The 25,948-nt window shown below is 71.5% G+C and carries 21 protein-coding genes; 9 read left to right on the top strand and 12 right to left on the bottom strand.

Features of this window, described 5'->3' with window-relative positions; genetic code table 11:
* Positions 1–42: 42 nt before the first annotated feature.
* Positions 43–2,916 carry a DEAD/DEAH box helicase gene (locus QK440_RS04480; protein ID WP_282791622.1) on the bottom strand — a complete coding sequence of 958 codons (2,874 nt, stop codon included), beginning with the start codon at positions 2,914–2,916 and terminating at the stop codon, positions 43–45.
* 250 nt (positions 2,917–3,166) lie between these two features.
* On the opposite strand from QK440_RS04480, the gene QK440_RS04475 reads away from it, so the two are divergent.
* The 3 genes from QK440_RS04475 (at position 3,167) to QK440_RS04465 (ending at position 5,104) form a co-directional block, all read left to right on the top strand.
* The gene (locus tag QK440_RS04475) at positions 3,167–4,240 is read left to right on the top strand and encodes an acyl-CoA desaturase (protein WP_282791621.1); all 1,074 of its coding nucleotides are present in this window, start codon (positions 3,167–3,169) and stop codon (positions 4,238–4,240) included.
* 223 nt (positions 4,241–4,463) lie between these two features.
* Entirely contained in the window at positions 4,464–4,646 is a 183-nt protein-coding gene (locus QK440_RS04470; RefSeq protein ID WP_282791620.1) for a hypothetical protein, read from the top strand.
* Positions 4,647–4,882: 236 nt separating this feature from the next.
* Positions 4,883–5,104: a hypothetical protein gene (locus tag QK440_RS04465; protein WP_282791619.1), complete on the top strand. Its 222-nt coding sequence runs from the start codon at positions 4,883–4,885 to the stop codon at positions 5,102–5,104.
* Positions 5,105–5,556: 452 nt separating this feature from the next.
* On the opposite strand, the gene QK440_RS04460 is transcribed toward QK440_RS04465, so the two are convergent.
* Positions 5,557–5,832 (bottom strand): hypothetical protein, encoded by a 276-nt coding sequence (locus QK440_RS04460; protein WP_282791618.1) that lies wholly within the window; start codon positions 5,830–5,832, stop codon positions 5,557–5,559.
* 98 nt (positions 5,833–5,930) lie between these two features.
* Here QK440_RS04460 and QK440_RS04455 point away from each other — a divergent pair, with 98 nt between their 5' ends.
* Positions 5,931–6,836, top strand: coding sequence for an oxygenase MpaB family protein (locus tag QK440_RS04455; RefSeq protein ID WP_282791617.1), 906 nt, complete (start codon positions 5,931–5,933; stop codon positions 6,834–6,836).
* Here QK440_RS04455 and QK440_RS04450 read toward each other — a convergent pair.
* Positions 6,825–7,346, bottom strand: a complete 522-nt coding sequence (locus tag QK440_RS04450) for a PadR family transcriptional regulator (protein WP_282791638.1) — start codon at positions 7,344–7,346, stop codon at positions 6,825–6,827. The genes QK440_RS04455 and QK440_RS04450 overlap by 12 nt on opposite strands.
* A gap of 170 nt (positions 7,347–7,516) precedes the next feature.
* Between QK440_RS04450 and QK440_RS04445 the strand changes: the two genes are divergently transcribed.
* On the top strand, positions 7,517–8,272 hold the full coding sequence (locus QK440_RS04445; protein ID WP_282791637.1) for an alpha/beta hydrolase: 756 nt from the start codon (positions 7,517–7,519) through the stop codon (positions 8,270–8,272).
* 282 nt (positions 8,273–8,554) lie between these two features.
* Here QK440_RS04445 and QK440_RS04440 read toward each other — a convergent pair whose 3' ends face one another.
* Positions 8,555–9,154 carry a methyltransferase domain-containing protein gene (locus tag QK440_RS04440; protein ID WP_282791616.1) on the bottom strand — a complete coding sequence of 200 codons (600 nt, stop codon included), beginning with the start codon at positions 9,152–9,154 and terminating at the stop codon, positions 8,555–8,557.
* A 196-nt stretch (positions 9,155–9,350) separates the two neighbouring features.
* Positions 9,351–9,779, bottom strand: a complete 429-nt coding sequence (locus QK440_RS04435) for a PPOX class F420-dependent oxidoreductase (protein ID WP_282791615.1) — start codon at positions 9,777–9,779, stop codon at positions 9,351–9,353.
* A gap of 93 nt (positions 9,780–9,872) precedes the next feature.
* Here QK440_RS04435 and QK440_RS04430 point away from each other — a divergent pair, with 93 nt between their 5' ends.
* The gene (locus QK440_RS04430; protein WP_282791614.1) at positions 9,873–10,286 is read left to right on the top strand and encodes a roadblock/LC7 domain-containing protein; all 414 of its coding nucleotides are present in this window, start codon (positions 9,873–9,875) and stop codon (positions 10,284–10,286) included.
* A 130-nt stretch (positions 10,287–10,416) separates the two neighbouring features.
* Positions 10,417–11,529: a DUF6397 family protein gene (locus QK440_RS04425; RefSeq protein ID WP_282791613.1), complete on the top strand. Its 1,113-nt coding sequence runs from the start codon at positions 10,417–10,419 to the stop codon at positions 11,527–11,529.
* Between the two features lie 153 nt (positions 11,530–11,682).
* On the opposite strand, the gene QK440_RS04420 is transcribed toward QK440_RS04425, so the two are convergent.
* The 3 genes from QK440_RS04420 to QK440_RS04410 all read right to left on the bottom strand — a co-directional run bounded on the left by QK440_RS04420 (position 11,683) and on the right by QK440_RS04410 (position 16,034).
* Positions 11,683–12,159 (bottom strand): tetratricopeptide repeat protein, encoded by a 477-nt coding sequence (locus QK440_RS04420; protein WP_282791636.1) that lies wholly within the window; start codon positions 12,157–12,159, stop codon positions 11,683–11,685.
* 364 nt (positions 12,160–12,523) lie between these two features.
* The gene (locus tag QK440_RS04415; RefSeq protein WP_282791612.1) at positions 12,524–13,423 is read right to left on the bottom strand and encodes an acyl-CoA thioesterase II; all 900 of its coding nucleotides are present in this window, start codon (positions 13,421–13,423) and stop codon (positions 12,524–12,526) included.
* Positions 13,424–13,460: 37 nt separating this feature from the next.
* Complete coding sequence (locus QK440_RS04410; RefSeq protein WP_349239261.1) at positions 13,461–16,034, bottom strand: DUF3516 domain-containing protein; 2,574 nt, start codon at positions 16,032–16,034, stop codon at positions 13,461–13,463.
* Positions 16,035–16,095: 61 nt separating this feature from the next.
* Here QK440_RS04410 and QK440_RS04405 point away from each other — a divergent pair, with 61 nt between their 5' ends.
* Positions 16,096–16,890 (top strand): metal-dependent hydrolase, encoded by a 795-nt coding sequence (locus tag QK440_RS04405; protein WP_282791610.1) that lies wholly within the window; start codon positions 16,096–16,098, stop codon positions 16,888–16,890.
* Positions 16,891–17,069: 179 nt separating this feature from the next.
* On the opposite strand, the gene QK440_RS04400 is transcribed toward QK440_RS04405, so the two are convergent.
* The 3 genes from QK440_RS04400 to QK440_RS04390 all read right to left on the bottom strand — a co-directional run bounded on the left by QK440_RS04400 (position 17,070) and on the right by QK440_RS04390 (position 23,023).
* The gene (locus QK440_RS04400) at positions 17,070–18,413 is read right to left on the bottom strand and encodes an MFS transporter (RefSeq protein ID WP_282791609.1); all 1,344 of its coding nucleotides are present in this window, start codon (positions 18,411–18,413) and stop codon (positions 17,070–17,072) included.
* 702 nt (positions 18,414–19,115) lie between these two features.
* Entirely contained in the window at positions 19,116–20,897 is a 1,782-nt protein-coding gene (locus QK440_RS04395) for an ABC transporter ATP-binding protein (protein WP_282791608.1), read from the bottom strand.
* Positions 20,894–23,023 carry an ABC transporter ATP-binding protein gene (locus QK440_RS04390; protein WP_282791607.1) on the bottom strand — a complete coding sequence of 710 codons (2,130 nt, stop codon included), beginning with the start codon at positions 23,021–23,023 and terminating at the stop codon, positions 20,894–20,896. The genes QK440_RS04395 and QK440_RS04390 overlap by 4 nt, the downstream gene beginning before the upstream one ends.
* 345 nt (positions 23,024–23,368) lie before the next feature.
* Between QK440_RS04390 and QK440_RS04385 the strand changes: the two genes are divergently transcribed.
* Positions 23,369–24,106, top strand: a complete 738-nt coding sequence (locus QK440_RS04385) for a L,D-transpeptidase family protein (RefSeq protein ID WP_282791606.1) — start codon at positions 23,369–23,371, stop codon at positions 24,104–24,106.
* A gap of 51 nt (positions 24,107–24,157) precedes the next feature.
* On the opposite strand, the gene QK440_RS04380 is transcribed toward QK440_RS04385, so the two are convergent.
* The gene (locus QK440_RS04380; RefSeq protein WP_282791605.1) at positions 24,158–25,639 is read right to left on the bottom strand and encodes a Gfo/Idh/MocA family oxidoreductase; all 1,482 of its coding nucleotides are present in this window, start codon (positions 25,637–25,639) and stop codon (positions 24,158–24,160) included.
* Between the last annotated feature and the right edge of the window lie 309 nt (positions 25,640–25,948).

Raw genomic sequence — 25,948 nt, 5'->3', positions numbered from 1 at the left:
CGCTCCCGCCCCTGAAGGGATACGTTTCGTCGTACGCGTCGCTCAACGTGCGCCCCCTCGCAGCTCGACCAGATCGGCCAGTTCGGCGTCGGTCAGCTCGGTGAGTGCCGCCTCGCCGGTGCCGAGGACGGCGTCGGCCAGCTCGCGCTTGCGCAGCAGCATCTCGGCGATGCGGTCCTCGATCGTGCCTTCCGCGATCAGGCGGTGCACCTGCACGGGCTGTGTCTGCCCGATGCGGTAGGCACGGTCTGTGGCCTGTGCCTCGACCGCCGGGTTCCACCAGCGGTCGTAGTGCACGACGTGCTCGGCCCGTGTGAGGTTCAAACCGGTGCCGGCCGCCTTCAACGACAGCAGGAAGACCGGGACGTCACCGTCCTGGAAGCGCTGCACCATCGCCTCGCGCTCGGCTACGGGCGTGCCGCCGTGCAGGAACTGGGAGGGCACACCGCGCGCCGACAGATGCTGTTCGATGAGCCGGGCCATCTGCACGTACTGGGTGAACACGAGCACGCTGGCGTCCTCGGCGAGGATCGTGTCGAGCAGCTCGTCCAGGAGCTCCAGCTTCCCCGACCGGCCGGTGAGCCGCGGCTTGTCCTCCTTGAGGTACTGCGCGGGGTGGTTGCAGATCTGCTTCAGCCCGGTGAACAGCTTGACGATCAGACCTCGGCGGGCGAAGCCGTCCGCACCGGAGATCTCCGCGAGCGCTTCACGTACCACCGCCTCGTAGAGGCCGGCCTGTTCGGTGCTGAGCGACACCGCGCGGTCCGTCTCGGTCTTGGGCGGCAGCTCCGGGGCGATGCCGGGGTCGGACTTGCGGCGACGCAGCAGGAAGGGACGCACCAGCTTGGCGAGCCGCTCGGCCGCAGCCGGGTCGGTGCCGTCCTCGACGGCTTGGGCGTACCGGGTGCGGAAGGTGCTGAGTTTGCCCAGCAACCCCGGTGTGGTCCAGTCGAGAATGGCCCACAGCTCGGAAAGGTTGTTCTCCACCGGAGTGCCGGTGAGGGCCACGCGCGCGCGTGCCTTGATGCCGCGCAGCTCCTTGGCGGTCGCCGAGTAAGGGTTCTTGACGTGCTGTGCCTCGTCGGCGACGACCAGGCCCCAGTCGACGGCCGCGAGCCGCTGCGTGTCGAGCCGCATCGTCCCGTACGTGGTGAGGACGAACCCGTCCGCCACGTCGTCCAGGTCGCGCTGGGCGCCGTGGAAGCGGCGTACCGCCGTGCCCGGCGCGAACTTCTCGATCTCGCGCTGCCAGTTGCCCATCAGGGACGTCGGGCAGACGACGAGGGTCGGGCCGCTCGTCGCCTCGTCCTGCTGGCGGTGCAGGTGCAGGGAGATGAGCGTGATGGTCTTGCCGAGACCCATGTCGTCGGCGAGGCAGCCGCCGAGCCCCAACGAGGTCATCCGGGCGAGCCAGTTCAGGCCGCGCAACTGGTAGTCGCGCAGCTCCGCGGCGAGTGCTGCGGGCTGCCCGACGGGTTCCATGGCCTCCGGGTCGGCCAGCCGTTCGCGCAGCGTCGCGAGCCAGCCCGTGGGCTGAACGTCGACGCGGTCGCCGTCCACGTCCGTGGTGCCCGTCAGGGCGGCGCTCAGCGCGTCGACCGGGGTGACCTTGCGGTCCTGTCGTGCGAGAGCGCGACGGGCCTCCTCGGGGTCGATGAGGACCCATTGGTCACGCAGCCTGACTACCGGGCGGTTCGACTCCGCGAGGCGGTCGAGCTCGGCGCGGCTCAGCTCCTGGTCGCCGAGAGCGAAGCGCCAGTTGAAGGCGAGCAGGGCGTCCGCGGAGAGGTACGACGGCGTGTCGGACGCCAGCCTGTCCGGGCCCTGTCCCTCCTCGCCGCCGTCGTCCGCCGGGCCGATCACGGCACGGGCGGTGAGGCTGCGGGCGAGCTCCTTCGGCCAGTGGACGTCGACGCCCGCGACGGCGAGTGCGCGTGCCCCCTCGCCGAGGAGCTCGGTGACCTCCTCGTCGGCCAGCTCGATGGCGTCGGGCACCGTCGCCTGCAGCAGTGGTGCGAGCGGCGCCCACGCGCGTGTGGCACGGCGCAGGGCCAGGAGGGCGTCCATACGGGCAGGGGCTCCGAAGGCGCCAGCCGCGGCGCCGGAACCGGCCCACACCTCCGCGGCGTCGGCGACGAGCGACGGGTCGCTGACACTGTGGATCTGCACCACGGCACGGAACGGCAGCCGCGTCTCCTCGGATGCCTCCGTCAGTAGCCCGGGTACCTCGACGCGCAGCGAGACCCGCACCCCCGCGTCGTGTCCGGCCGCGACGTCCGCTGCCCAGGGGCGCAGTTCCGGTACGTGTTGCGGCTCGGGCGCGGCGAAGGCCCGGTGGCCCGCTGCCGGCACCGCGGCGGGGGAGCGGGGCAGGGTGTCGGCGACCGCGTCCAGGAACTGGCGCAGCAGCCGTTCCGGCGCGGGCAGCCGGGGCGCGGCGTCGTCGTCCAGCGGCACCGCGTGTGCCTCCGGCGGCATCGCGGCGGCGAGTTCGCGCAGCCGATCAAGATCTCCGGCGCCCAGGGGACCCGCACGCCAGGCGTCGTGGTCACTGTCGGTCAGACCGGGCAGCAGCAGCCCGCGAGCCGCCAGTTGCAGCGCGAGTACAGCTGCCGCCCCCCAGAAGGCGGCGGTCGGATGGGCCCCGGAGGCGGCCCGCGCGCGGGTGAGGACGGGCAGCGCGACCCGTACCGGAAGCAGAGCCGCCGGTACGACGTGCCGCGTGATGCCCTCCTCGCTGGGCAGGGCTACCGTCAGGTCCTCGACGTCACCCGCGGCGGTGGCGGGGGGAGCGTCCGCGTCGGGGTGCCAGAAGGCGATGCGCCCGGTGCGGCCGGGGTCACCGGGGACGAAGACGACGGAACAGCGGGAGAGTTCTGAGATCTCGGAGGGAGTGACAGCGGGCAGCCTGTGCACAGCGATGGCGCATTCCTCAAATTTGACTAATGAAACCGGGAGCCGCCGAGAGTACAACACTCTTCGCTTGAGCGGAGGGGTGGGGAGGGTGATCCCGATCACTCCTCCGTGAGGGGGGTGTACTCAGCACCCCTTTGAGCCGCTGCTGGCCCCCCATTGGATACGGGTGAGGGCGTCATGGCCGGCACAGGCCGCTCGTCCGTACGTTTCCTGAGGTCAACCCCTTTTCCCGGAGACCGGAGACCCGACCATGCCCCAGGCCACCACCGCTGTCGCGGACCGCTTCGCGGTAGCGAGCCCGCCGTCAGAAGCGCACCCAGGGCGGTCCGGCGGCAGTGATTTCGCCCCCCTGTTGCGCATGGTCAAAGCGCAGGGGCTCCTGGAGCGGCGTACGGCCTGGTACGTCCGCAGCATGGTCGTGAACGCTCTGGCGCTGTTGGCCGTGGGCATGGGGATCTCCGCTCTCGGGCACACCTGGTGGGTGCTGCTACTGGCCCCCGCTCTCTCGGTGCTGTGTACCCGTACCGCGTTCATCGGCCACGATGCCGGGCACTCCCAGATCACCGGTAACCGCACGCTCGCCCGGCTCATCGGACTCGTCCACGGCAACCTGCTCCTGGGGATGAGCGTGAGCTGGTGGAACGACAAGCACAACCGCCACCATGCCAACCCCAACCACATCGAGAAGGACCCGGACGTCGCGGCCGACGTCCTGGTCTTCACCAGCAAGCAGGCCCGCGTCCGCATCGGCTTCCGGCGCTGGCTCACCCGCCACCAGGCGTGGTTGTTCTTCCCGCTGACGCTGCTGCAGGGCGTCGCCATGAAGGTCTACGGCTTCCGGGACCTGCGCCGTCAGAGCCCGCGCGAACGCGCCGCGGAAGCGACCCTCCTGGTGGCTCATCTCGCGGGCTATGTGACCCTGCTGCTGACCGCGATGCCCCTGGGGCACGCGCTCGTCTTCGCTGCCCTCCACCAGGGCCTGTTCGGCCTGCATCTGGGCCTGGCCTTCGCCCCCAACCACAAAGGCATGGAGATGCCCGACCCGGACGGCGCTCGCTGGGGGCACCTCCAGCGGCAAGTGCTGACCTCCCGCAACGTCCGCGGCGGCACGGTCACCGACTGGTTCCTCGGCGGCCTCAACTACCAGATCGAGCACCACCTCTTCCCGAGCATGCCGCGCCCGCATCTCCGACTCGCCCAACCACTGGTCCGCGCGCACTGCCATGCTGTGGGTATGCCCTACGCGGAGACCGGTCTGGCAGATTCCTACCAGCAGGTGCTGCGGCATCTACGCGAGGTCGGCGAGCCACTCAGGGCCGGTTGAGGCGAGGAACCGGTGACCCGGTCATGGCTGAGCCGGTCACGGCAAGGGCCACCGAGGAAGCCGGTGGCCTTGTTGGTGCGGCGCCAGGCGCCAGGCGCTAGGCCTCAGGGTCTCCTAGGGGTCGCGTCTCAGGGATCGGTCAGGGTCGTGTGCCGGAACCGGACACGGGCCCGAACCGTTTTCCAGGCAGAGAGCGGCAACAGCCGCGAAGGAGGCGACGGACATGTCGAAGAATGCGAAGATCGCCGCGGGCGGCGTGGCCGCCGGCATCATCCTGTTGATCTGGCTGCCCTGGTGGGCCGCCCTCTTGATCGTGCTCGGCGTTCCGGCGGCGGCCTACTTGGCGCTCGACTCGGGACAGCGGCGCAAGCTGCGCCGCGTCACCCGCAAGGAACTCGGCCGCTGAGCGGCCGACCGGGCCCCCGGCCACCACAAGAGCAGTCGTGTGCCCGATGTGACTACGGATCCGCCCGCGGTTCCTGAACTTCGCCCGGCGGGACCACCGCGCACTGCGCGATACCCGTCCATGGAGGACTCGACTCGCTCGTCGAAGGGCTCGGGGCGGTCGCGGCCTCACGTGCCGAAGCGGATCTCGTCCTGCGCACGCTCACCGACCGGCCGGGCGACGCGGAACCGTGGCCGGTGGCCACGATCGACGAGGTGTGGGCCGGAGCGACACTGTCCGCACTGGGTCGCCTGCTGGCCACCGAGGACGTGCTGCCCCGCACCATCGGCCCGGCGATACGTGCTCATGCCCCCCGGCACGGCACCACCTACGCCACCACCACCCCCGCCTACCTCGAGGCCCACAGCGACGTCGCGGCCGCCCCCACCCGCGCGCGGCGCCGCATCGGGGCCGGGTAGCCGTACTGCCAGTCCGACCGCAGCCCCAGTCAGGGTGAATGCCCCCCGGTGGGCGCCCCGAAAACACAGTCGTAGGTCGATGCGAGGCTCTGTAGGCTGCACTGCCATGTCTCGGGCCACACCGCACTTCGTCTGTCTCACGTGTCGCGTGGCGTACAAGAAACCCACCGATTACGAGCGGGTGCGTCGCGATGTCTGTCCACGCTGCGGCGAGCAGTTGCTCAACGCGGGTTCGGCGCTCGCCGTGCCCAAGCGGCGGGACGCCGCCGGCTGGCGGGCCCTGACGGCGGTCCTGACCGCGGGCGTGCGCTTCCGCCAGGCCTGCTGCGGCTGTGGCCCGGGCTACCGCCCGCGCACGCCGCGCGAGGTACGGGAACGTCTTCAGCACGCCGCCGAGACGGGCGTACCGGTGAGTGTGGCCCTCGTCTGCCCCGATCCCACCCACACCGACGTCAGGCGGCGGGCAGGCCGAGGAGCGTACGCGCCACGACGCTCGGGGACTCGTCGCGCTCCCGAGCGAGGGCGATGACCGCGCGACAGGCCAGTTCGCTCACGCCGAAGGACAGGGCCTCCGGCGACACCCATCCGGAGGCCTCGTCGATCTGTTCCTGGTCGTCGTCGGCGCACGCCGCCACGTAGACGGCGGCTGCCTCGAAGAGGTTGTGCGAGCGCTTGTCGTCCGACGGCGCCCTGTCCGCGCCCCAGACCTTGCGTATCTTGTCGAACATTCAGGCCACCTTCCCCCGCGAGTGTTCCGCTACGAAGTGCTCATTGTCCGTACCACAAAGTAAAGTTGAAGCCTCGGCTGCAGAAGGGGAACCGTGCGGTGCGACGCTACGAGCGGCTTCAGCGGATCCGGAGCCTGGACCCGGAGAAGGACTTTCTGGAGATCTACCGGCTGTCGACGACCTACGAGTTCCCCTGGGACCACGCGCGCGCATTGGAACTCGCGCTGTACCGCACCTACGCCGTGCCGAGCATCGGCGCCCTCCTCGCCGAGACGGGTGAGTTCACCCACCGTACGCAGAAACGATACGACGACACTGCGCTTCTCTTGGACGCGGTGGTCGAGCATGGCTTCGGCGAGGGGGAGGGACGGACGGCGATCCGGCGCATCAACCAGATGCACCGGAGCTACGACATCAGCAATGACGACATGCGCTACGTGTTGTGCACATTCGTGGTGGTGCCCAAGCGGTGGATCGACGCCTACGGGTGGCGCAGGCTGTCGAAGCACGAGATGGCCGCCTCGGCGGTGTACTACCGCACCCTGGGCGAGCACATGGGCATCAAGGAGATCCCTGGCATCTACGAAGAGTTCGCCGAGTGTCTCGACGCCTATGAAGAGGCCCACTTCGCCTGGGACGAAGGGGCACGCCGTGTCTCGGACGCCACACTCGCCCTCATGGCCTCGTGGTACCCGCGCCCCTTGGCGCCCGTCCTGCGGGCGGCGACCCTCGCGTTGCTCGACGACCCGCTCCTACGGGCTTTCCGCTACGACCAGCCTTCCGCCTTGACCCGGACGCTGGTCCGGCGCGCGGTGCGGCTGCGCGGGCGCGCGGTGCGACTGCTGCCACCGCGCACCGCGCCGCACTACGGTCGGCAGAACTGGGAGATCAAGGGTTATCGGAACGGCTACCGGGTCGCCGAGCTGGGAACGTTCCCGAAACCCGGGCTCCGGGGCTGCCCAGTGCGGCACGCGGGTCCTTCCGCGGGGGCCTCAGCCGAGTGACGCGAGGGTCTTGCGCAGCCAGGTGAGCTCGGCGCGGCTGGTCGCTCGCGCGATGGTGAGGATGCCCTGGCGGAACGGGTCCTCCACTTCCTCCGCCCGCAGCGGCCGGTCGCCCTCGTAGAAGAAGCTGGCGGGTTCCTGGAGGAAGTCGAGCCGCCGCCGCAACACGGCGGCCTGGGCATCCGTGTCCTGCAGATGGCGCAGGAAGGCGAGCACCGTGAACCACCGGTTCTCGTCGGTGATGTCCGCCGGGGCCGGGTCGGCGAGGCGCCGACGCAGCTCCTGCTCGCCGTCGGCCGTGAGGCTCAGCACGTGGCGCGGGGCGGCGACGGCGCCGGGCTGCGTCTCACGGACCAGCAGACCTGCCTTCTCGAGCCGTTTGATGGCCGGATACAGCGTGCTCTCCGCGACTGGCCGGACATGCCCGGTCAGGGCGGCGATGCGCTTACGCAACTCGTACCCGTGCAGTGAGCAGTCGTACAGGAAACCAAGGATCGCGAGCTCCAGCATGCCTTCATTCTGCCGCATCGGCGGAGTACATCGGAGTCGGAGTATGTACCTCGGTTCCGTAGTACTACACGAGCGATGTATTGTGCGTGCGGAATGGGAAACAGGACGCAGGGGCTCGGGACAGGTGGTCTGGGCTGCGGCCACGCACAGAGGGAAGCAGGGGCATGGTGATGCGGGACGCGCGGTTCCACGGGAAGGACAGTCGGATCCGCTGGACCGAGGCCGACGGTGCCGAACCGGCACGGGTGTACGTGCACGGGCTCGGAGCGGCATCGGCGCCCTACCACGCACACATCGCCGCCCGGCCCGAGCTGGTCGGCCGTCGGTCGCTGTTCGTGGACCTGCCGGGCCATGGCCTGAGCGACCGTCCTGCCGACTTCGGCTACACGCTGGAGGACCATGCGGGCGCACTGGCGGCGGCACTCGACGCGGCCGCCGTGCGTGACGCGGAGATCGTCGCACACAGTATGGGTGGCTCCGTGGCCATCGTCCTGGCTCGGCGCAGACCTGACCTGGTGGCTCGGCTCGTCGTCACCGAGGCCAACCTGGACCCGCACCCGCCGAGCACGGCGGGCAGCAGTGGAATCGCCCTCTACGAAGAGGAGGATTTCGTCAGCGCAGGCCACGCGCGCGTACTGGAGCACGTCGGACCGGTGTGGGCGGCGACCATGCGCCTGGCCGATCCGCGCGCACTGCACCGTAGCGCCACGGGGCTCGTGCGCGGGACGCGCCCCTCCATGCGCGCGATGCTCAAGGAGATTCCTGTGGAGCGCGTGTACGTCCAGGGGGAGCTGAGCGGTGAACTCCCGGGCGCCGACGACCTGGCGCTGTCCGGCGTACGGGTGGTGACGGTCCCGGACGCCGGGCACAACGTGATGCTGGACAACCCGGACGCCTTCGCCGCCGTGCTCGCCGGGCGATACTGAACAGGTGCGCCCAGGGAGGTGCTCGTCCGCGTTCCCCGTGCGTGATGGAGTGCTTCGGTCCGCATAGGAGCACCGGTGAGCCCGTGACCCGCGCCCCTGCCCCGGCACGTTGTACCCGGCGCATTGTTATCGGCCCAGCGGCCCCACAGCGTTCAGTTGAGCGCCTGCTGCCACGGTGCCCGGGCGTGCGCCGACCGTGCGACGTGAGCATGGCCGGCCGTGCTGTTCAGGCGCGTACGTCTCCGTGGCCTCCCGGGGGCGTGCCCGCACGGGCCCGCGAGGTCAGTCCTCGCCGGCCGCCAGCGCGAGGAACTGGGTGTCCTCGTCGACGTACGACGTCATCCGCCATCCGGAACCGGCCAGCAGAGGCCGGAGGTTCGCCTCGGCGCGCAGGTCGTCCGGCGTGATCTGCCGGCCCTGGCGTGCCGCCAGCGCGGCGCGCCCGACGGGGTGGAACAGCGCGAGCAGTCCACCGGGCCGCACCACCCGAGCCAACTCGCGCAAATCCTCGGCGGGCCGGGGCAGGTGCGCGATGAGACCCGCGCCGAACACGGCGTCGAGCGCCCGCGTCCGGACAGGCAGCCGTGCCACGTCGGCGAGGAGGAGTGCGCCATGGTCCTGTCTGCCCGCCCGTACGGCGGCCTCCAGCATGGCGGGCGTGAGATCCACCCCCAGGACCGTTCCGGAAGGGCCGACGGCTTCCCTGAGAGCCGGCAGGGCCCGCCCCGTGCCGCAGCCCGCGTCCAGGACCTTGGCTCCTGGCCGCAGACTGAGTGCCGCCACCGCCGCGCGGTACGCGGGGCCGTCGTCGGGAAACCGGCTGTCCCAGTCGGCGGCACGCGCGGTGAAGAACTCCTGGACCCGTGTGTGGTCATCGCTCATGGCGCCATGATCCCGCACGGTGCGGGAGTGCGGGAGCGCGCGCGTTCGAGCGGGGCGCGGGCAGTCAGCGGTGCCCTCGCCCCGCCGCTCGGCCTGCTCTGTTGCCTGCCCTCGCCCGGCTGCCCGCCCCCGCCCGGCTTGCCCGCCGGAGCGGCTGGCTGTCCCGCGCCCCATACCGGGGCGCGGGACGGCGCAGTCAGTCGGAGACGGCCGTGTACGCGAGCACCTTGTCGATCCTGACCCGTACGAGGAGTTCACCCGGTACGCCGTTGCGCGCGCCGAACTCCTCGGCCCGGTCCTCGCCCATGTAGCGCCCGCCGATGCGGCTCGCCCAGTGCCGCACCTGCTCCAGGTCTTCGGACAGTTCGGCCCGGCCCTGCAGGACGACGAAGGCGAACGGGGGCTCGTCGTCGTCCACGCACAGCGCCACACGCCCGTCGCGTGCCAGGTTGCGCCCCTTGACAGTGTCCTTCCCCGTGTTGAACACCAGGTCATCACCGTCGAGGAGGAACCAGATCGGTGCGATGTGAGGGCTGCCGTCCGCGCGGACGGTCGACAGCTTGCCGGTGCGGGTGCCCTGCGAGACGAAGGCCCGCCACTGTTCGTCGGTCATCTTCTGTGCCATGTCCCCATCATGCTTGCCGGGACGCCGGAGGTGGGGAAGGCTGGCAGGTCAGATCCTCCAGCCAGGGGGAGCGACGCAGGGGGAGAAGGGAACATGGCGCAGAATTCGGGCCTGGGCTGGCTGCTCGACGACCTGACGAGGCGTGTGGAACACGTACGGCACGCGCTGGTGCTGTCCAACGACGGACTGGTGACGGCGGCGAGCTCGGACTTGCCGCGCGAGGACGCGGAGCACCTGGCGGCGGTGTCGTCCGGGCTGCACAGCCTCGCCAAGGGATCCGGGCGCCACTTCCGTGCCGGGAGCGTACGGCAGACGATGATCGAGTTCGACGACGCCGTCCTGTTCGTGACGGCGGCGGGCGAGGGCAGCTGTCTGTGCGTCCTGAGCTCGGCACAAGCCGACATGGGCCAGGTCGCGTACGAGATGACCCTGCTGGTGAACCGCGTCGGGGAGCACCTCGGCGTAGGAGCCCGGCACCCGGAGCGCACGCCGGTCGTAGACCTCTGACCTTCTCCGTCCTTCTCTGACCTGCGCGAACGCGGGCGCACACGGAGTTATCCACAGGCCGAGCGGGACAAGGGCCCGGCGGGCTACGGTTTTTCCCAGAAGCACTGACCAAGCACGGGGGAGAACCGCCATGACCGGCGACACGCAGACCATTTCGCAACCCGTCACCGCCGGGCCCGCACCGCCGGGCACGGCCCCGACCAGCTCAACAGTCCGGACCGACTCAACAGTCCCGACCGACTCAACAGCCCCGATCGCCCCACCTGTCCCGACCAGTCGGCCCTCGTCGTTCGCGCGCAGCCGAGCCGCGCGGGAACTGGGGCTCAAGCGCGGGGAGTTCGAGCTGGCCGTCATGCTCGGCCACGTGCGGACCGTCGCCGATCCGACGGGCATGCGCCGCCGTGTCGGCCGCGAGGAGATCGACCGCCTCCGCGAGACACCCGGCTTCCCGAAGTCGCTGCGGGATGCCATCGAAACGGTGGGGACCGCGGACGGCGCGGCGCTGCTGGACATCCCGCAGCCCCGGTTCACCCGTCTCGCCCGCGCCGGGCTGCTGACACCCGTCAAGTTCTACCTGAACCGCTATCGGACCGTCGTGTGGCTGTATCTCGCCCAGGAGCTGCGGGAGTTCGCGGCGTGTGAGGCCAATGCCCCGCTGCTCACCGGCCGCGCGCCGGACACGATGCGGGCACTGCTGGCGAGCGGGGCGGACCTGCGCGCCCGCAACTGGCGCCGCCGTCATGTGGGTTTCCTGCTGCGGCAGTCGGAGGACCCGTGGGAGCGTGCCGCGATCACGGCGTCCTTCCTCGACCCGGTGCGGCTCGCCCATCTGGTCCCGGATCCGTACGAGCGGGCCTATCTGCACCGTCTCAGGCCCGAGCCGTTGACCCAGGCCGCGCCGGAGTCACCGACGACCCACCTCGTCGAGCGGATCACCACGGCCGACGACCCGGACGAGATCAGTTGGCTGCGCGTCAATATGAGCCTGGGGTTGGCGGAGGCACGACGGCATCGGCCGGCACCGAGGCCGGGTGTGCCACCGGTGGTCGCAACCCCGCGCGCGGAGCGGCTGCGGGCTTCCGTCAGCGAGGTCGGCAGCGGAGCGGACGTGTCCTCGGTGGCTGGCACCCCGGTGCCACCCGCGCCGGATACAGCCCCTCCGATAGCTGACGCGGACCGGCGCGACGAGCCGCGCGGCCTGCTGAGGTGGCTGCGGCGGAGGAGAGGACAGCCGGAGGACTGAGCGGGACAGGCCGACGGCGCTGAGGGCAGCCGGCGAAGCCGCGCGGGGGCGACCGACTTCCACGCGACTGGGCTCGGGCCGCTGAAGGCCCCGGCCCAGCCGCACCCGGCGGCTGGGCCAGGTCCGTTCGTCAGGCGGCCGCACTCAGCTCCGCTAGACGGTCGCGTCGAGGTCCGTGGCGTAGTGCTCGATGGCGGGGCGGTACCGCGTGATCTCGGGGTCCTGGCTGGTGGTGGCGAGCAGGTGCAGCAGGATCTCCATCGCGTCGTGCGACCGGCCCGTGTTGTACAGCGCCATGGCGAGAAAGGTCCGCAGCGCTCCGTCGTCGGGGTACTCCGCCGACGCGTCCCGCAGGGTGGCGACGGCCTCCGGGTACTTGCCGAGGATCCGGTACGTACTGCCGAGGCCGAGGAGCGCTCCACGGCGGTCGTCGTCGGAGAGGCCCGGGAGCTGGATGGCACGTACGTAGTGCGGCAGCGCCTCGGCTTCCAGACCGAGCGTGTCGTGCACCCAGGCCGTCTGGTAGGCCACTTCGGCGTCGTCGGGGCAGCGCTCGCTCAGGGTGAGCAGGAGCGTCCGGGCCTCCTCGCGGCGGCCGCTCTCGCGCAGGCGTACGGCTCGGGCCAGCAGCGCGTCCCGCCCGTCGAGCGTCTCACCGCCCGAGCCGCCGCCGGCCTGCTCCGCGTCCTCGGCCTGCTCCGCGTCCTCGGCCTGCTCCGCGTCCTCGGCCTGCTCCGCGTCCTCGGGCTGAGCTGCGTCCTGGCGCTGGGCTGCGTCCTGGCGCTGGGCTGCGCCGCCACCCCGTCCCGCGTCACTGGTCTGCCCCGGACCATCGCTCAGCCCGGTGCCGTCGACCTTGCCGGTGTCACCGGTGTCCCTCGTGTCTTCCATGTCCCCGATCCGCTCCCCTCAGATGCCTCATGAACAGGAGGCCCCGTGTCCCGTCGACCGAACCATTCCGCCGCCGTGGCGGTGGCAGTGCCCGCCGCGTGGCTCAGCCGTCCGTCCGGCTGCCCAGGTGGCGCGGAGCGTGCGGGCGGAACAGCCCCTCCTGCACGACCGAGACGAGCAGCCGCCCCTCATGATCGTAGATCCGGCCCCGTGCCAGGCCGCGGCCCCCCGTGGCGATCGGCGACTCCTGGTCGTACAGGAACCACTCGTCGGCCCGGAAGGGGCGGTGGAACCACATGGCGTGGTCCAGCGAGGCCATGTCGAAGCCCCGCGGGCCCCACAGCGGCTCCACGGGGATGCGGACGGCGTCCAGGAGGGTCATGTCGCTCGCGTACGTGAGCGCGCAGGTGTGCACGAGCGGGTCGTCGCCCAGCGGTCCGACCGCGCGCATCCACACCGCGCTGCGGGGCTCGGCGTCCTTGATCTCATCCGGGGTCCAGCGCAGCCGGTCCACGTAGCGGATGTCGAAGGGCTGGCGCCGGGCCATGCGCTCCAGTTGCTCGGGGAGCGCGCCCAGGTGCTCCTTGATCTCTTCGGCGACCGTCGGCAGCGACTCGGGGTCGGGGGCGTCGAGTCGCGGTGGGAGCTGGTGTTCGAAGGCGCCCTGTTCGGGCTGGTGGAAGGAGGCGGTGAGGTTGAAGATCGTACGGCCCTGCTGGACGGCCGTGACGCGGCGCGTGGTGAAGGAGCGCCCGTCCCGGACCCGCTCGACCTGGTACACGATGGGCACCCCCGGGCGGCCCGGGCGCAGGAAGTACGCGTGCAGCGAGTGCACCGGGCGATCGCCCTCCGTGGTGCGCCCGGCCGCGACCAGTGCCTGCCCGGCGACCTGTCCGCCGAAGACGCGCTGCAGGGACTCCTGCGGGCTGCGGCCACGGAAGATGTTCACCTCGATCTGTTCGAGGTCCAGCAGGTCGACCAGGCGGTCCGCGGGATTGTCCATGGGTGGTCCTCAACCTCTGTCCGGGAGCATGGGGGGCTCAGAGCTGGCCGACGTCGGTGACGCGGACGACGGCACGGCCCTCGGCGTCGGAGGCCGCGAGATCGACCTCCGCGCTGATGCCCCAGTCATGGTCGCCGTTGGGGTCGGCGAACGTCTGGCGGACGCGCCACAGACCGTGCTCGGGATCCTCCTCGATGCGCAACAGCTTCGGGCCGCGCGCGTCCGGTCCGGTGCCCAGGTCGTCGTACTCGTCCCAGTACTTGTCCATGGCCTCGCCCCACGCGTCCGCGTCCCAGCCGGACTCGGCGTCCATCTCACCCAGCTCCTCCACCTGGTCGAGAGCGGCGAGCTCGACCCGGCGGAAGAGCGCGTTGCGGACGAGCACGCGGAAGGCGCGGGCGTTGGCCGTGACCGGCTTGACCTCGTCGGCCTTCTCCTGCGCCTCCTCGGCCGTCATGACCTCTGGGTTGGCGAGCTGCTCCCACTCGTCCAGGAGGCTGGAGTCGACCTGGCGGACCATCTCGCCGAGCCAGGCGATCAGGTCCTCGAGGTCCTCGGACTTCAGGTCGTCCGGGATGGTGTGTTCCAGCGCCTTGTACGCACTCGCCAGGTAGCGCAGCACGATGCCCTCGGTACGGGCGAGCTCGTAGAAGGAGGTGAACTCGGTGAAGGACAGCGCCCGCTCGTACATGTCCCGGATGACCGACTTCGGCGACAGCGGGTGGTCGCCGACCCACGGGTGGCTGGTGCGGTAGGTGTTGTAGGCCTGGAAGAGGAGCTCCTCCAGGGGCTTGGGGTAGGTGATGTCCTGCAGCCGCTCCATGCGCTCCTCGTACTCGACGCCGTCGGCCTTCATCAGCGCCACCGCCTCGCCGCGCGCCTTGTTCTGCTGGGCGGCGAGGATCTGGCGCGGGTCGTCGAGCGTGGACTCGACGACGGAGACCATGTCGAGGGCGTACGAGGGCGACTCCGGGTCGAGGAGTTCGAACGCGGCGAGGGCGAAGGTGGACAGCGGCTGGTTCAGCGCGAAGTCCTGCTGGAGGTCGACGGTCAGGCGCACGACGCGGCCGGTGGCGTCCGGCTCGTCGAGCTTCTCCACGACACCGCCGTCGAGCAGCGAGCGGTAGATGGCGATGGCGCGGCGGATGTGCCGCAGTTGCTGCTTGCGCGGCTCGTGGTTGTCCTCGAGCAGGTGGCGCATCGCCTCGAAGGCATTGCCCGGCCGGGCGATCACCGACAGGAGCATGGTGTGGGTGACGCGGAAGCGGGACGTCAGGGGCTCGGGCTCCGAGGCGATGAGCTTCTCGAAGGTGTTCTCCGTCCAGCCCACGAAGCCCTCGGGCGCCTTCTTGCGTACCACCTTGCGCCGCTTCTTGGCGTCGTCGCCCGCCTTCGCCAGCGCCTTCTCGTTCTCGATGACGTGCTCCGGCGCCTGCGCCACGACGAAGCCCGCCGTGTCGAAGCCCGCACGTCCGGCACGGCCCGCGATCTGGTGGAACTCCCGGGCACGCAGTGTGCGCACGCGGTTGCCGTCGTACTTGGTGAGCGCCGTGAAAAGCACGGTGCGGATGGGCACGTTCACCCCGACGCCCAGGGTGTCCGTGCCGCAGATGACCTTCAGCAGACCGGCCTGGGCGAGCTTCTCCACGAGGCGCCGGTACTTGGGCAGCATGCCGGCGTGGTGGACGCCGATGCCGTGCCGCACGTAGCGGGAGAGGTTGCGGCCGAACTTGGTGGTGAAGCGGAAGTTGCCGATCAGCTCGGCGATCTGGTCCTTCTCGGCCCGGGTGCACATGTTGATGCTCATCAGCGACTGCGCCCGCTCCACGGCCTGGGCCTGCGTGAAGTGCACGATGTACACCGGGGCCTGCTTGGTCTCGAGCAGCTCGGTGAGCGTCTCCGTGATGGGCGTCAGGCGGTACTCGTACGAGAGCGGCACGGGGCGCGTCGCGGAGCGGACGACGGACGTGGGGCGGCCGGTGCGGCGCGTGAGGTCCTTCTCGAACATCGAGACGTCGCCGAGCGTCGCGGACATGAGGATGAACTGTGCCTGGGGCAGTTCGAGCAGCGGGATCTGCCAGGCCCAGCCCCGGTCGGGCTCGGCGTAGAAGTGGAACTCGTCCATGACGACCTGGCCGACGTCGGCCTGCTTGCCGTCGCGCAGCGCGATGGACGCGAGGACCTCGGCGGTGCAGCAGATCACGGGGGCGTCGGCGTTCACGGAGGCGTCGCCGGTGAGCATGCCGACGTTCTCGGTGCCGAAGAGCTTGCACAGCTCGAAGAACTTCTCGGACACCAGCGCCTTGATCGGGGCGGTGTAGAAGGTGACCTCGTCACGGGCCAGGGCCGCGAAGTGCGCACCGGCGGCGATCATGCTCTTGCCGGAGCCGGTGGGGGTCGACACGATCACGTTCGCGCCCGAGACCGCCTCGATCAGCGCCTCCTCCTGGTGGGGATAGAGGGTGATGCCGCGCTCCTGGGCCCAGCCTTCGAAGGCTTCGTAGAGGGCATCGGGGTCGGCGTCCTGCGGGAGCTGATCGATAAGGGTCACACCCCCATCTTGCCTTCCCGGCGTCCAGATCCGGGAACCGGACGGCCGCACGAAGATCATGAACGCTACGCTGAGCCGTCAAGGGGGCGTCACAACACCGGAAATGGGGCGGGGAACAGCGATGATGGGACCGGCACACTCACTGTCGGGAGCAGCGGCCTGGCTGGGGGTCGGCGCGGCGGCTACGGCCGCTGGACACTCGATGCCCTGGCCCGTTCTTGTCGTCGGTGCCCTGATTTGTGCCGGTGCGGCACTGGCTCCCGACCTCGACCACAAGTCGGCGACCATCTCGCGCGCCTTCGGTCCGCTCTCCCGCGGCCTGTGCGAGATCGTCGACAAGCTGTCGTACGCCGTCTACCGCTCCACCCGCAAGCCGGGCGACCCGCGCCGTTCGGGCGGGCACCGGACGCTCACCCACACCTGGGTGTGGGCGGTGCTGATCGGAGTGGGCTCGTCGGTGCTCGCGATCGCCGGAGGTCGCTGGGCCGTCCTCGCGATCTTGTTCGTGCACATGGTGCTCGCCATCGAGGGCCTGCTGTGGAGGGCGGCGCGCGGGTCGAGCAGCGACGTGCTGGTGTGGCTGCTCGCGGCGGCGAGCGCCTGGATCATGGCCGGGGTGCTGGACAAGCCGGGCAACGGTTCGGACTGGCTGTTCACCGGGGACGGCCAGGAGTATCTGTGGCTGGGGCTGCCGGTGGTGCTCGGGGCGCTGGTGCACGACATCGGGGACGCGCTGACCGTGTCCGGCTGCCCGATCCTGTGGCCCATACCGATCGGCCGCAAGCGCTGGTACCCGATTGGGCCGCCCCGGGCGCTGCGGTTCCGGGCCGGGAGCTGGGTCGAGCTGAAGGTGCTGATGCCGGTGTTCATGCTGCTCGGGGGAGTGGGTGGCGCGGCCGCGCTCAACTTCATCTGAGCCGGTGGTGGCGTCCGCTGCGGCGGCTGCTCCGACGGGGAGCCGCCGTGGCCAGGCGTGGGGGACACCCCGAGCCGGGGCGGAGGGTGCGAGGGCCACGGCTCGCTTCCCGGGCGGAGGCCGTCCAGGGATCCTGCCGGGCGTGCTCCGTCCATCCGGGCGACGAGGCCCAGGCCGGTTCACGGCTCCCTGTCCAGGGGGACGTCGTCGACGGGGCCTGCCGGGCGTGCTCTGCCCACCCAGGCGCCAAGGGCCAGGCACACGGCGGCACAGCCCGCCGCGGTGATCCGCAGGGCCGCGTCGGAGGCGGCCTCGGCACCTCCACCGCTGTCCTGGTGGGTGACGGCCCCGGCGAGACCCACGCCCAGGCCGGCGGCGACGGTGATGACGGTCTTGGTGACACCGGAGGCCTCGCCTGCCCTCTCAGGTCTGACGAAGGCTTGGGTGGCGATGAGGGTCAGCGCGTTGGCGACCCCGAGTACCGCGCCGCCCAGGGTGGCCGCGGCCAGGAAAGCTGGCAGCGACACGGCGACGGACAGCCAGGACAGAGCGAGCGCGCCCGCGGCCAGGCAGCCCAGCATCAGCCGCACCGCTGCACGCGTGAGGACGCGCCCGGCGAGCGGCCCCGCGACGGCCATGGCCAGGGCCGGGGCCAGGAAGGCGGTGCCCGCCACGGCGGCCGGGAGTCCCCACTGCCCTTGCAGCGCGAGGGGGACGACGAGCAGAAAGAGCACCGTCGCGGTGTTGGCCGCGGCCCCGGCGAGCGTCAACGCCACGTAAGGCCGGTTGCGGAAGAGTGCGAGCCGTACCAATGGCCGCGCGGCGGTCCGCTCACGCCGTACGAACAGGGTCAGGAGGGCTGCCACGACCACGGCGCCGAAGATCATCGGCCACCGCAGCAGAGGGCCGTGACCGATGCCGCGGTCGATGAGGACGCTGAGCGCGGCGAGTGCGGCCGTCGCGGTGCAGAGGCCGGCCCAGTCGACGGTACGGGCGGCGCCGGTGTCGTGGCTCTCGATGGTGCGCGACGCGCAGAGGGCGCCGAGGACGGCGAGGGGAACGTTCAGCCAGAAGATCGCCCGCCAGGACATCGTCTCGGTGAGGAGGCCACCGATGAAGGGGCCACAGGCGGTGGCGACCCCGCCGATGCCGAGCGCCCAGCCCGCGGCACGGCCCCGCAGCGGCCTCGGGTAGACGTTGGTCAGCAGCGACAGGCCCACCGGCATGATCAAGGCCGCGCCTCCGCCCTGTGCCACGCGGGCGCCGACGAGGACGGGCAGCGTCGGGGCGAGGGCACACGCCAGCGACGCCGCGCCGAAGAGGGCGAGCCCCGCGACCAGAAGCCGGCGTCTGCCGAACAGGTCACCGAGGCGACCGGCACCGAGCATCAGCGTGCCGATGGACAGCAGGTAGGCGCTGATCACCCACTGCAGACCGTCCCCGGCCGCGTGCAGGTCGCGGCCGATGCGGGGCAGCGCCAGGCTGAGGCCGAACGAGTCGAGCTGGATGCAGAACACACCCATGGCCACGGCGCTGAGTGCCCATCGCCGTGCGGCGGGCGACGCGGCCATCGCACTGCCGCCGTCCTGGGGTGCCTATGGCTCCTGCGACACCTGTGGCACCTGTGGCACCTGCTCCATCGTTCTGGCCTCCCTGTCGGCACGGTGCTGTCCCGCCCGTCGTGCCGCGAGTACGCGACGCGCCCGGGGTGCCGCCGTATGGGCTTGCGGCGGCTGTGGTGCTGGACCTCGGGGGAGGGGGCGCAGCCGGAGAGTGCTCCGCTGACAGGGAGCGCTGCTGCTGAAGAAGAGAAGGGAGCAAGAAGAGAAAACGGGCGCCGCACAGAAGGACGCTGCCCTGCAGGCCGCTCTACGGGAGGCCGGGGCTCCACGGGGGGCCAGGGCGGCATCACCGTAACGGACGGCGATGCGCGTGAACAACCCCGTCGTATCCGTAGGGACAAAACACCCAGAACGCAAAAGGTTGGAATCGTCGAGACCCTGGGGCCGTCGCATGCGTCGGGGGCAGTGCCTCAGCGGTCGGCCGCGTATCAGGCGTGCAAGCTGCCGGGATCGCGCTCCGGCTGTTCGCGGGGGTACAGGTATCGGAGTGCGGCCTCCGCCGGGTCGGCCGGTAACGGGTCCGCACACCGTTCTGGAGGAGGAGGGACGGTGGCCGGGTACGTCTCGTCGGTCACCGCCCCGTCCTCGCTCCGGGGCATGCGGTCAGCCGTGCCAGGACTTCCAGAGGGCCGCGTAGGCGCCTTGGGCGCGGACCAGTTCGTCGTGGCTGCCGAGTTCGCTGATGCGGCCGTTCTCCACCACGGCGATGACGTCGGCGTCGTGTGCGGTGTGCAGACGGTGTGCGATGGCGACCACCGTCCGGCCCTCCAGGACGCGGGACAGCGAGCGCTCCAGGTGGCGGGCCGCGCGCGGGTCCAGCAGCGAGGTGGCCTCGTCGAGGACCAGGGTGTGCGGGTCGGCGAGGACGAGCCGGGCCAGGGCGATCTGCTGGGCCTGGGCCGGGGTCAGGCTCAGACCGCCCGAGCCGACCTCTGTGTCCAGCCCCTCGTCGAGGTCGCGCGCCCAGGTGTCCGCGTCGACCGCACCGAGGGCGGCCCACAGTTCGGTGTCCTCGGCACCGGCCCGGGCCAGCCGCAGGTTGTCGCGGAGGGAGCCCACGAAGACGTGGTGCTCCTGGTTGACGAGCGCGACGTGTGCGCGTACGTCCTCCGCGGGCATCCGCGCGAGTTCGGCGCCGCCGAGCGTCACTTGACCTGTGCGCGGGCCGTAGATACCGGCCAGGAGGCGGCCGAGCGTGGACTTGCCCGCGCCGGACGGGCCGACGAGCGCCACGCGGGAGCCGGGTTCGACGGCCAGCGACACCTCGCGGAGCACGTCGACGCCGGTGTGGTAGCCGAAGTGCACGTCGTCGGCGAGGACGTCGCGGCCCTCCGGTGCCACGGAGGCGTCACCGGCGGCGGGCTCGATGTCGCGCACGCCCACGAGCCGGGCCAGCGACACCTGGGCCACCTGCAGCTCGTCGTACCAGCGCAGGACGATGCCGATCGGGTCGACGAGCATCTGTGCGATCAGCGTGCCCGTGGTGAGCTGGCCGACGCCGATCCAGCCCTGGAGGACGAACACGCCGCCGATCATCAGCACCGAGCACAGCACGATGACGTGGGTGGCGTTGACGAAGGGGAAGAGGACCGACCGCAGGTAGAGCGTGTAGCGTTCCCACGCCGTCCACTCCGCGATGCGGCGCTCCGAGAGTTCCACGCGGCGCGCGCCGAGCCGGTGCGCCTCCACGGTGCGGCCCGCGTCGACGGTCTCCGCGAGCGCGGCGGCCACGGCGGCGTACCCGGCGGCCTCGGAACGGTACGCGGACGGCGCTCGTTTGAAGTACCAACGGCAGGCGACCACGAGCAGCGGCACGGCGACCAGCAGTGCGGGCGCCAGCGGCGGCGCGGTCACGGTGAGCCCGCCCACGAGGAGCGCCACCCAGACCACGCCGATGGCGAGCTGCGGCACGGCCTCGCGCATCGCGTTGGCCAGCCGGTCGATATCGGTGGTGATGCGGGACAGCAGGTCACCGGTGCCGGCGCGCTCCAGGACGCCCGGCGGCAGGCCGACCGACCGGACGAGGAAGTCCTCCCGCAGGTCGGCGAGCATCCGTTCGCCGAGCATCGCGCCGCGCAGCCGCACTTGGTGTACGAAGACCGCCTGCGCCACCAGAGCGAGGGCGAACAGGCCCACGGTGCGCTCCAGATGGAGCTCGCGCGCGCCGTCCGACATGTCCTCGACGAGACCGCCGAGGAGCGCGGGGCCCACCATGGAGGCCACCACGGCGAGGGTGTTCACCGCGATCAGCAGGGCGAAGGCGCCGCGGTGCCGTTGCAGCAGCTCACGCACATAGGCCCGTACCGTCGCGGGGGCGCCGACGGGCAGGGTCTCCGCGGTGGTCGGGGCCGCCGGATCGTACTGCGGCGGCGCCAGGCCGATCATGCCGTCTCCTCGATGTCGATGGTCTGCACGGGGATGCCGCTCGCCTGGCCCCGGAGGCCCGGGCGACCGGCGTGGCCCGAGCGGTTGGAGTGGCCGGAGCCGGAGCCGGAGCCGGAGCCCGAGCCGGAGTCGTCCGAGTGGCCGGAGTGGCGCGAGTGGCCGGGGCTGTCCGAGCGCCCGCAGCCGACGGAGTCGTCCTCCGCGCGAGCACGTTCCTCCACGCGGGCGTGTTCCTCTGCGCGAGTGTGTTCGTCCGGGCGAGTGTGTTCTTCTTCCGTCTCACGCGTCACGACCGCCCGGTATGCCGCATGGGTCACGACGAGTTCGCGGTGTGCGCCGACGGCGGCGACCTCGCCGTCGCGCAGGAACACGACGCGGTCGGCGCGGTCCAGGAGCAACGGCGACGAGGTGAAGACGACGGTGGTGCGGTCCGCGCGGAGTTCCCGCAGACCGTCGGCGATCCGGGCCTCCGTGTGGGAGTCGACGGCGGACGTCGGCTCGTCAAGGACCAGCGCCTCCGGGTCGGTGACCAATGACCGCGCCAGGGCGAGGCGTTGGCGCTGGCCGCCGGACAGGGACCGGCCGCGCTCGGTGAGGTGCGCGTCCATGGGATCGTCGGCCGTGGAGCCCTGTACGAGTGCGGCGAGGACGTCGCCGCACTGGGCCGCGGCCAGGGCTCGTTCCGGGCTCACCGCGCCGGACGCCGGTACGTCGAGCAGAGCGGCCAGGGTTCCGGAGAGCAGGACCGGGTCCTTGTCCTGGACGAGGACGGCGGCGCGGGCGGTGTCGAGCGGCAACTCGTCGAGCGGTACGCCGCCGAGCCGTACCGACGGCAGGTCCGTGGTGTACGCCGGGTGGCCGCCGAGGCGCTCGGCGAGCCGTCCCGCCGCGTCCGGGTCCCCGCACACCACGGCCGTGAGGCGTCCGGCCGGGGCGAGCAGACCCGTCGCCGGGTCGTACAGGTCACCGGCGGGCGGTGTGGCGGCGGTGAGCACACCGCCGCCCGGGGCGGCCGCGCTCACCTTCCCGTCGGCCGTCCCCCTGCCGGCCACCGTCTGCTCACCCTCGGCAGCTCGCGCGCCCCCACGCGTCCCCCGGTCGTCGACCAGCCCGGTGTCCCCGGGCGCCTCCGTGCGTTGCAGGGACAGCACCCGTGCTGCCCGCTTCGCCGACGGGCGGGAGAAGGAGTACGCCATGGCGATCTCCTCGAAGTGCCGTAGCGGGTAGTTGAGCAGCATCACCGCGCTGTACACGGTGACCAGTTCGCCGACCGTGATGCGGCCCTCGCGGGCGAGGTGCACACCGTGCCAGACCAGGACGGTCAACAGCAGCCCGGGCAGCAGTACTTGGACGGCGGAGATCACCGCCCACATACGCGCGCTGCGCACGGCGGCGGCCCGGACCTCCTGGGAGGCGCGGCGATAGCGGTCCAGGAACAGTTCCTCGCCGCCGATGCCGCGCAGGACGCGCAGGCCCGCGACGGTGTCCGAGGCCAGTTCGGTGGCCCGGCCCGCCTTCTCCCGTTGCAGGTCGGCCCGGCGGGTCGCGCGCGGCAGCAGCGGCAGGACCGCGAGGGCCAGGACCGGGATGCCGATGGCGACGATGACACCGAGGGCGGGCTGGTAGACGACCAGCCCGACGCAGACGGCCAGGACGGTCAGGGCCGCCGCGGCGAACCGCGACAGGGCCTCCACGAACCAGCCGATCTTCTCCACGTCACCCGTGGACACCGCGACGACCTCACCGGCGGCCACGCGCCGGGTGAGCGCGGCGCCCAGCCGGGCGGTCTTTCGGGCGAGCAACTGCTGGACCCGGGCCGCCGCCGTGATCCAGTTGGTGACGGCGGTGCGGTGCAGCATCGTGTCACCGGCCGCGATGGCGACGCCTGCCAGCAGGATGAGGCAGCCGGAGAGGGCGAGCCGGGTGCCGGAGCGGTCGATGACGGCCTCCACAGCGGTGCCCACCATGTACGGCAGGGCGGCGATGCCGAGGAAGTGCAGCAGGCCCCAGCTCAGCGACTTGAGCTGGCCGCCCAGTTGCATACGGCCCAACCACACCAGGAAGCGGGGGCCGGAGCGGGCGTCGGGCTCGCCCGGATCGGCGTACGGAAGATCGCGAATCTGCATGACGTCCCAGGATCGGAGCGGTGGTTCTCGGCAGCGATGGGCAGCGATGGGAAGTGGCGGGCAGCGATGGGAAGTGGCGAGTAGTGATGGGCGGCGGTGGCAGCGGTGGACGGCGGTGGGCAGCGTTGGTGTGCGGAGCGGCCGCGCCCGGAGCGACGGCCGCGTGCCGGGCGGGGCGCCCGAGGGGCGCCGACCGAACGGCGGTAACAAACCGTGCAAGGTTCACCTCGCACGGTGGCAGGAGGCAAACGATTTTTCGGGGCCGGGTAAAGAGTCCGCCATTCCTGAGGGGGCTGAGGGGCCGTCGGTCAGGGGGCGCACGGGGCTGATGCGAGCATGGGGCGCATGCGCATAACCGGTGTGGTTCGAACGGCCGCCGCGGCCGTCGCCTGCTCAGCCGTCCTGAGCTCCTGTGGCGGTTCGGGGGACGGCGGGGGCGGGGCCGCGCACTCCCCGCAGGGCGGTGGCGGTGGCCGGGCAGCGGCCCGGCCCACCACCGACCTCAAGCGCATCCCAGACGTCGGTGACCGCCTCCGGTCCCGCATCCCGCGGAACGCGCGTCAGGTCGTCGCCGTCTACGGCGCGGGCGAGAACTCGGCGGCGTCCACGGTCGTTCTGTACACGAAGCAGGGTGACACCTGGAAGAAGGAACGGAGCTGGCCCGCCCACAACGGCAAGAAGGGCTGGACGCGCGACCACCGCGAGAACGACAAGCGCAGCCCGGTCGGCGTGTTCACGCTCACGGACGCGGGCGGCGTCCTCGCCGACCCGGGGAGCGGCCTCCCGTACACGCGGACCGCGTCCCTCCAGGCCCCGCACTACTGGCCGAGGACGCACTGGCACGACTTCGACTACGTCATCGCGATCGACTACAACCGCGTCCCCGGCACCCCGCCCAACGACCCCACGCGCCCGCAGGGCCAGGCCAAGGGCGGCAGCATCTGGCTGCACATGGATCACGGCGGCGGCACGTCGGGCTGCGTGAGCCTGTCGAAGTCGGGCATGCGCCACCTGCTGCGCACGCTCGACCCGAAGCAACACCCGGTCGTGGTGATGGGGGACAGGGCGGCCCTCAAGGCCTGAGAGCCGCCCCGCCGCTGGGGACCCACCCCGCCGTCCCGGTAACCGTGCCGCTCAGGACTCCCTGGGCTTCTCCGAGTCCACGCCCGGCCGTGCCTTCTTCCACCCGCCCCGGGTGAAGTCCGGGATGGCCTGCGGGGCGCCCTTCGCCTTGATCGAGGCGTGGCTCAGCGGCACCGGCGCGGTCCAGGTCGCGCCGTCGTACACGTCGAAGTCCGGTACGAGGCCGAGGCGCATGCACTGCATCAGGCGGAACACCATGAGGTAGTCCATGCCGCCGTGTCCGCCGGGCGGATTGGCGTGTTCCTTCCACAGCCAGTGGTCGTACTCCGCCGCGTACTTCGAGAAGTCGCCCCAGCGGTCGTCGGTGTGGTCGGGCTCGATGTAGATGCGGGCGGGGTAGTCCTCGAAGACGCCCCTCGTGCCGCCGAGGCTGTTGATACGGCTGTAGGGGTGGGGCGTCGAGACGTCGTGCTCCAGGCGGATGACGCGCCCCTTGGCGGTCTGCACCAGGCTGATGGTCCGGTCGCCCTTGATGTACGTCTCCTTCCAGCTCGGGTCGCCCGGCGGCATGTGCTCCTTGCGGTACTCGGCGAGGCCGAGGGCGGGTGTGCCGAAGCTGGAGATGTGCGTGGCGCGGTCGCCGCGGTTGACGTCCATGTAGTTGGCGACGGGGCCGAAGCCGTGGTTGGGGTAGAGGTCACCGCGCAGCCGCGTGTGCCACAGGCGCCGCCAGGGGCCCTCGTAGTAGTCGGGGTCGAACATGAGGCCGCGCAGGTCGTGGTTGTACGCGCCCGCCCCGTGCAGCAGGTCCCCGAACTTGCCCGCGTGCGCCATCCGCAGGACACGCATCTCGTTCCTGCCGTAGCAGCAGTTCTCCAGTTGCATGCAGTGTCTGCGCGTGCGCTCCGACAGGTCGACCAGCGCCCACAGCTCGTCGAGGCGCAGGGCGAGGGGGCACTCCACGCCGACGTGCTTGCCGTTCAGCATCGCCGACTTGGCCATCTCGAAGTGCCAGTCCCAGGGCGTCGCCACGTACACGAAGTCGACGTCCCCGCGCTCGCAGAGCTTCTCGAAGTCGTGCTCCCCCTTGGTGTACGTCGCCGGGGCGGGCTGACCCGCGGCGACGACCTTCTTCGCGGCCGCCGCGGTCTTGTCCTTGACCGGGTCGCACAGGGCGACCACGCGTACGCCGGGGAGCGCCAGGAACAGGTCGATCATGCTGCCGCCGCGGTTGCCGAGGCCGATGATGCCGACACGCACGGTGGAGCGGGCCGCGAACGGGACCCCGATCATCGTCCTGCCCTTGCGCGCGGGCGCAGCGGGCGCGCCATCGGCGGCTTCGGCGGGCGCCGCCCCCGCGGGGGCAGCCGTGTCCGCGTGGGCGGCGGGGCCGCCCGCGAACGCGCCGAGGCCGAGGCCGGCCCCGGCGATACCGGCCGTGCGGAGGACCGCGCGCCGGGAGTGCCCGTCGGGGGAGTCGTCAGGTGCCGGTGCCGGTGTCGTGTGCTGCGCGTACGCGTCCTCGTCGTGCATCGGACCTCCGTAGTCACGGTGCCTTGTCACTGGGCGCGCCCACCTTGCGGGCGGGCGCCGACGGGGCGCAAGGGGCGTACGTGGCCAGGGGGTTGGACTTTTCCACACCGTGACGTGGCGGCTCCCTTCTGCGGTGACGGGGGTGCGCGGAGCCGGGGTACGCAGGTCCTATGCCGCGGGGCGGCGCGGCCCGAGCCGAGGTACGCCGAGCCGAGGTACGTGCCGCCAGGGGATGTCGAGCCCGGGGTACGCCGAGCCGAGGTACGCGACGCCGGGGAATGCTGGGCCGGAGTACGCGGAGCCGGGAGT

Source organism: Streptomyces sp. CC224B, assembly GCF_030010595.1.
GTDB lineage: Bacteria > Actinomycetota > Actinomycetes > Streptomycetales > Streptomycetaceae > Streptomyces > Streptomyces longispororuber.
This window is presented reverse-complemented; position numbering and strand designations above follow the sequence as displayed.

Excerpts from the sequence above, each read along its gene's own strand:
- QK440_RS04475 (WP_282791621.1), top strand. The coding sequence starts at position 3,167 with ATGCCCCAGGCCACCACCGCTGTCGCGGACCGCTTCGCGGTAGCGAGC.
- QK440_RS04470 (WP_282791620.1), top strand. The coding sequence starts at position 4,464 with ATGTCGAAGAATGCGAAGATCGCCGCGGGCGGCGTGGCCGCCGGCATC.
- QK440_RS04460 (WP_282791618.1), bottom strand. The coding sequence starts at position 5,832 with ATGTTCGACAAGATACGCAAGGTCTGGGGCGCGGACAGGGCGCCGTCG.
- QK440_RS04450 (WP_282791638.1), bottom strand. The coding sequence starts at position 7,346 with ATGCTGGAGCTCGCGATCCTTGGTTTCCTGTACGACTGCTCACTGCAC.
- QK440_RS04445 (WP_282791637.1), top strand. The coding sequence starts at position 7,517 with ATGCGGGACGCGCGGTTCCACGGGAAGGACAGTCGGATCCGCTGGACC.
- QK440_RS04440 (WP_282791616.1), bottom strand. The coding sequence starts at position 9,154 with ATGAGCGATGACCACACACGGGTCCAGGAGTTCTTCACCGCGCGTGCC.
- QK440_RS04435 (WP_282791615.1), bottom strand. The coding sequence starts at position 9,779 with ATGGCACAGAAGATGACCGACGAACAGTGGCGGGCCTTCGTCTCGCAG.
- QK440_RS04430 (WP_282791614.1), top strand. The coding sequence starts at position 9,873 with ATGGCGCAGAATTCGGGCCTGGGCTGGCTGCTCGACGACCTGACGAGG.
- QK440_RS04425 (WP_282791613.1), top strand. The coding sequence starts at position 10,417 with ATGACCGGCGACACGCAGACCATTTCGCAACCCGTCACCGCCGGGCCC.
- QK440_RS04415 (WP_282791612.1), bottom strand. The coding sequence starts at position 13,423 with ATGGACAATCCCGCGGACCGCCTGGTCGACCTGCTGGACCTCGAACAG.
- QK440_RS04410 (WP_349239261.1), bottom strand. The coding sequence starts at position 16,034 with ATGATCTTCGTGCGGCCGTCCGGTTCCCGGATCTGGACGCCGGGAAGG.
- QK440_RS04405 (WP_282791610.1), top strand. The coding sequence starts at position 16,096 with ATGATGGGACCGGCACACTCACTGTCGGGAGCAGCGGCCTGGCTGGGG.
- QK440_RS04400 (WP_282791609.1), bottom strand. The coding sequence starts at position 18,413 with ATGGGTGTGTTCTGCATCCAGCTCGACTCGTTCGGCCTCAGCCTGGCG.
- QK440_RS04395 (WP_282791608.1), bottom strand. The coding sequence starts at position 20,897 with ATGATCGGCCTGGCGCCGCCGCAGTACGATCCGGCGGCCCCGACCACC.
- QK440_RS04390 (WP_282791607.1), bottom strand. The coding sequence starts at position 23,023 with ATGCAGATTCGCGATCTTCCGTACGCCGATCCGGGCGAGCCCGACGCC.
- QK440_RS04385 (WP_282791606.1), top strand. The coding sequence starts at position 23,369 with ATGCGCATAACCGGTGTGGTTCGAACGGCCGCCGCGGCCGTCGCCTGC.
- QK440_RS04380 (WP_282791605.1), bottom strand. The coding sequence starts at position 25,639 with ATGCACGACGAGGACGCGTACGCGCAGCACACGACACCGGCACCGGCA.